This window comes from Lachnobacterium bovis (assembly GCF_900111325.1).
Lineage (GTDB): Bacteria > Bacillota > Clostridia > Lachnospirales > Lachnospiraceae > Roseburia > Roseburia bovis_A.
Genome location: NZ_FOGW01000057.1, coordinates 1 through 2,097 on the forward strand (window position 1 = coordinate 1; position 2,097 = coordinate 2,097).

Annotated in this window: 1 protein-coding gene; it reads left to right on the top strand. The window is 28.0% G+C overall.

The window, feature by feature from the left end; translation table 11 throughout:
• Nucleotides 1-100 precede the first annotated feature (100 nt).
• On the top strand, nucleotides 101-1,579 hold the full coding sequence (locus tag BMY79_RS11740; RefSeq protein WP_027422414.1) for a hypothetical protein: 1,479 nt from the start codon (nucleotides 101-103) through the stop codon (nucleotides 1,577-1,579).
• The last annotated feature ends 518 nt before the right edge of the window (nucleotides 1,580-2,097 follow it).

Below are 2,097 nucleotides of genomic sequence, written 5' to 3' on the forward strand. Positions count from 1 at the left end.
GAACCTATAGAAAAGGTAAAGAAAAGACTATGACTTAATAGTTATAAAGACCTTGGAGAGGGTCTCTAAAAACTACTACTATATAATACGAGGAATATAAATGATAAGTAAAATTTTTATAAAAGATGATAAAAATAGAATAAGTAAACATAAAGTTTTAGCTTTTTTATTGGTAATAGTATTATTGAGTATAATTGGAATATATTTTTGGTCAACACAAAAAAGAGTGTTAACAGAAGAATATTTTTACACCGAACCGAAGACACAAACAGAAAAAAAAGTTCGAGATGAGGCAGTAAAAAAACTTGTTAAAAGAGAAAATGAAACTATAAACGAAGATTCAGACTCAATCAAGTATCCCCAAATTAGCAAGTTCACTTATGATTGGTTCTATAAAAGAGCAAATGCAAAAGGGCGAGAGATAATCAATAACCTAAAAAAAGGTGATGACAAATCATTAAGTGAAGTATTTGCAATTAATCCTGATGAGGTTGATGTTGGAACAACAGTTTTAGTAAGTGAATATTTGAATAATGAACAAATAAAAGATAGAAAGCATTTTTTGGAAGATATGACTATTTTGCTAGAAAGTGTTGATGCATCAGGACATAAGAGTCTAAAAGAAAAGTATGATAACGCTTCAACCAATAAAGATTCAGAGAAAAAAGCTAAACTTTATATGAAGTTCGGGAAAAAATATACAACTAGATGGACTTTGGTTTTGCGTGATAGATTGTTAGATTTGGCTGAGCAAAATAGTAAGGATTGCGCAAAAGAATACGAACAAACTCACACTCAGTCCATAATAGGAAATCAAATCAACGAACAGAAACAAGAGTCAAATGTATCTGAAAGAACAAAAATGTTGTATAAATCTTTTTATAGAAAAATGGATACAATAAATGTATTTATGGTTATTGAATCAGAATTAATTAATTATGATGAAGAGAATAATTGTTATAAAGAATCGGGTGCTTTTTTAATTCTAAACGCAGATAATAAGAACGCAGACTTTAAAGTTACATCATATAAATCAAAAGGAATATGGAGTTTGGATAAAAAAGAGAAAAAAATCCAAAGTACATATGTAAAAGTTCATGGTAGCTCGGAACCAAAGATGAATAATTTAGAGTATATAAATGACAATAGGGATAATCGAATTAAGAATGCTTATGGTATGTGGTTTGCATCAGAATTTGTTGTCACTCAAAAAGATAAGAGTGATATTGAGAAAAACTATATATATTTAACAAAAGTGGGATTAGATCCAGCTACAAGAATTGCTATGGAAAAATGGGAAAAAGAAGGCACTAAAGGTTGGTTTGATGCGGATACACGTTCGCAAAAAATTGATCAGATTAATAAACAAGATTTACAAAGTGAGGAAATAAATAAATTCTATAATAGGAAAAAAGTATTTCTTAACGATAGTAAAGAACAAGAAGAGTTTAATACAGAAGCATCAAGCTTTGAAAGTTACAAAAATAGAAGTAATGATCAAGCATTTAAATTTAGTACTGATTCATTGAAACAATTCCAAAGTGGAGTTAATAGTATTTCTGGCGAATTGATTAATTAGTTGGAAGAGTAAGATTAAAAGCTTGTAAGAATATAATCGTATTTCAATTTCTTCAGTTTTCCTACGCCCGAGAAAGGAGAAAAATAACAAAAAAAGTTTCATAAAATGCTTTTTTTTTAACTACTGTGTGCTACAATTATAGTGTTGATTGACTTGCTCGCATTAGCAAAGATTACTTTATATTTTTAACATAACTCAAATATCATTGTTTGGAATAGTTAATGCTATAAGAAAAATAAAAAGAGCATTATCGAAGATGGAGTTATTAAAAACGCAGAAGCATATCAAGAATTTGATACAACAGTTGGTTCAAAAAATCGTAACTAGATTTTAAATACCAAATAATTAGAACAAGCGATTGGATTAGCAAAGAAGTAATAGTAAAAAAGAAAAAATGTAAAACCAGATAAATATATGATTATGTGAAATATAATTATTTAACAGATAAATAGTCTGAGTAGGATTTTATAAGCTAGTCTGATAACTTGATTAAATCAGGTAAAAAAGATTAAGAAAAT